The sequence below is a fragment of the Streptomyces sp. NPDC079167 genome, from assembly GCF_040686735.1.
In the GTDB taxonomy this organism is placed as follows: domain Bacteria; phylum Actinomycetota; class Actinomycetes; order Streptomycetales; family Streptomycetaceae; genus Streptomyces.
In genome coordinates this window covers 1-2,622 of the sequence record NZ_JBFBLO010000054.1, presented here as the reverse complement: position 1 = coordinate 2,622, position 2,622 = coordinate 1, and the positions used below count along the sequence as shown (strand labels likewise).

The window sequence follows — 2,622 nt, the reverse complement described above, 5'->3', positions numbered from 1 at the left end:
TCCACCATGCACAACCTCGCCATGACAGGCTGAACCAGCAGGTCAAACGCCATCCCGGCCTGCCCACACCCACCCTTCTGCAACAACCTTTAGGCACTGTTTCTCAGAACATGATCCGAGAAACAGTGCCTAGTAGTGCTTCGTTAGGTTCTGCGTCTGGTTCGGTTGCGGGGCAGGGGTCGGTTGCAGGTGGTGCATGTGCCGGTCCAGCCCTTCAGCAGGCCCTGGAGGGTATCCAGGACCTGGTAGAGGGTCAGGCCGGCGTGTGGACTTTTGGGTCGAGCCGCCTGAGCGTGAGGAATGCCTGGGCGGCGGTGACGAGGGTGACGTGGTGGTGCCAGCCGCGCCAGGTGCGGCCCTCGAAGTGGTCCAGGCCGAGGCCGTGTTTGAGCTCGCGGTAGTCGTGTTCGATGCGCCAGCGCATCTTCGCCCACCGCACCAGGTCAGCGACCGGGGTGTCTCGCGGCAGGTTCGATATCCCTCGCGACCATGGACCTCCTGGGCCAACTTTTCAACACCACCGCCATGACCATCAGCCGCGCAGCGAAAGACGTCCGCCCGCTCCTGGACGCCCACGGCATTCACAGCCCTGCCTCGACCGCCCGCTTCCGCACACCGACTGACATCGCGAGATTCCTCAACCTCGACAAAAACAAGATCAAACCGACGTGTTGATTCCCGGCAAGCCCCTACCTCGGTGCACATATCTCTGTACTTGGCGGTGCACACAGAGAAGTACGCGGACAACGCCCACAGTATGTCGGCCTGACAGGGCGAACGTTGCTTGATGCGGCACTAGACGAACCCGCACACGGCCCAAGGCGGCTCCGCGTCCCTGTCGCGCACACAGCGGTCCACCCATCCGGCCGGCGCGACGCGGGGTGACCCGGTCCCGCCTGCCGGATTGTCTGATGGAGCGTCAAGTAGTCAGCTTCCAGAGCTGGTTGTCCCCGCCCCAGCAGGAGTAGAGCTGGAGCTTCGAGGTGGCGCGGTCCACGTCCAGGCAGAGTCCGGACTGCGCCCCGCGGATCGTGCCGTCGGAGTGGAACGTCCAGGTCTGGTTGGCGCCCCCGGTGCAGTCGTAGATGCCGACCTTGGTGCCGTTGGCGGTGCCCTGTCCGAACGCGTCCAGGCAGCGGGTGCCGCCGTAGACGGTGATCCGGCCGTTCGCGGTCCTGGTCCACTGCTGGTTGGTTCCGCCGTTGCAGGTGTACGTGCCGACCTGGGTGTGGACGGCCGTGGTGGCACCGGGCACGTCCAGACACCCTTGCGTGCCGAGGTTGGTCAGGGCCGTGGTGGGCGAGCCGGAGCGGGTCTCCCAGGCGTATGCGAGGCGGTCGAGGCCCGTCGTGTTGTGGACGCGCAGGCGCGGGGCCGATGCGGTGCCCTCCAGGCGGTAGAGCGCGTACCAGTCGTAGTCGGGCCGGTAGGTGTGCTTGCCGCCCAGGCCCGGCCAGTACACGCTGCCCTTGCCCAGCGAGTGGGCGATGTCGGTGGCGGCCCTCAGGTAGCGGACGAAGTTGTCCGTGCTCGCCGCGTCGTTGTAGTCACGCCCGTCGTCCATCGGCGCGCCGAACTCATCCAGCACCGTGCGCGCCCCGCAGGAGCCGATGCGGTTGTTGAACTCCGTGATCCACTGGTCGTACGTCTTGGGCCCGAACTGGAACGCGTACAGGTGCAGGGAGAGGCGCGTCCCCGTCAGGCGCTGGTCGGCGCAGACCGAGGTCACCTCGCCGTTGTAGCCGGAGCCGCTGACGACGATCCGGTCCCGGGGGACGGAGGGGTGGGCGGCGACCCAGGAAGCGGCCACGTCGGCCCAGTCGGCGGCGGTGTAGCCGTGCGGCTCGTTCATCGGCTCGAAGTAGACGTGGGAGTTCGCGCCGTACTTGGCGACGACGGCGTTCCACATCGCGTCGAAGGCTGCCGTGTCGACGACCTTGCCGCCGGAGGAGGCACCGTCCTCCCAGTAGGACAGGATGACGTTGAAGCCCAGGCCGGTCGCGGCGTCCACGGCGCCCGCGTAGGCGTCGCCCCATGTGGTCCCGGGCGCGGACTTGGTGTTGACCGGCAGCCGTACGGTGTCGGCGCCGGCGGTGTCGCGGAAGCCGGTGAGGATCGTCGTCGCCTTGGCCTTCACGGTGGCGTAGCCGTCGGAGGCGGACAGGCCCTCGGGAACGACCGGGCCGTCCACGTAGTTGTCGCCGGGACGCGCCCAGTTGACGCCCTTGAAGCGCGGCGAGGCGTCGTCGGTGGCCGCGCCGGCCGGGGCGGCGCCGGTCAGGACCGTGAGGGGCGCGGCGAGCAGCAGGGGCAGGCAGACCGCCAGTGCGCGGCGGGCGACCCGGCGCAGGGCGGGGGAGTGTTTGGCGGACGGGAAAAGGCGGGACACGGCTCTCCTCTGGGGGGGTTCGGAGGCATGAGGGCCTCCCGCTCGGCGGGGAGGCACCGGCCACTGAAGCGCCTGCCTTCCCGGGCGGCAACGCGTCGCGGCACAGGCGTGCAAAGACGATCAGAACCGAACACTGCGCTAGTACTGCAACGGTCTTTGTTCTGATGTGTGGGCAGTTTCTGGTGGTGTGTGGCCGCGTCGTTTGTAGTGGCTGATCCGGGCTTGGAACTGTC

Annotated in this window: 2 protein-coding genes and 1 pseudogene; 1 reads left to right on the top strand and 2 read right to left on the bottom strand. The window is 67.9% G+C overall.

Features of this window, described 5'->3' with window-relative positions:
* Positions 1 to 253: 253 nt before the first annotated feature.
* Positions 254 to 466: pseudogene (locus AB0P41_RS35905) on the bottom strand (transposase); the annotation flags it as partial.
* A gap of 23 nt (positions 467 to 489) precedes the next feature.
* Here AB0P41_RS35905 and AB0P41_RS35900 point away from each other — a divergent pair.
* The gene (locus tag AB0P41_RS35900; protein WP_365936195.1) at positions 490 to 675 is read left to right on the top strand and encodes a hypothetical protein; all 186 of its coding nucleotides are present in this window, start codon (positions 490 to 492) and stop codon (positions 673 to 675) included.
* 244 nt (positions 676 to 919) lie between these two features.
* Here the strand turns inward: AB0P41_RS35900 and AB0P41_RS35895 are convergent, their stop codons facing one another.
* On the bottom strand, positions 920 to 2,389 hold the full coding sequence (locus AB0P41_RS35895; protein ID WP_365936194.1) for a ricin-type beta-trefoil lectin domain protein: 1,470 nt from the start codon (positions 2,387 to 2,389) through the stop codon (positions 920 to 922).
* Between the last annotated feature and the right edge of the window lie 233 nt (positions 2,390 to 2,622).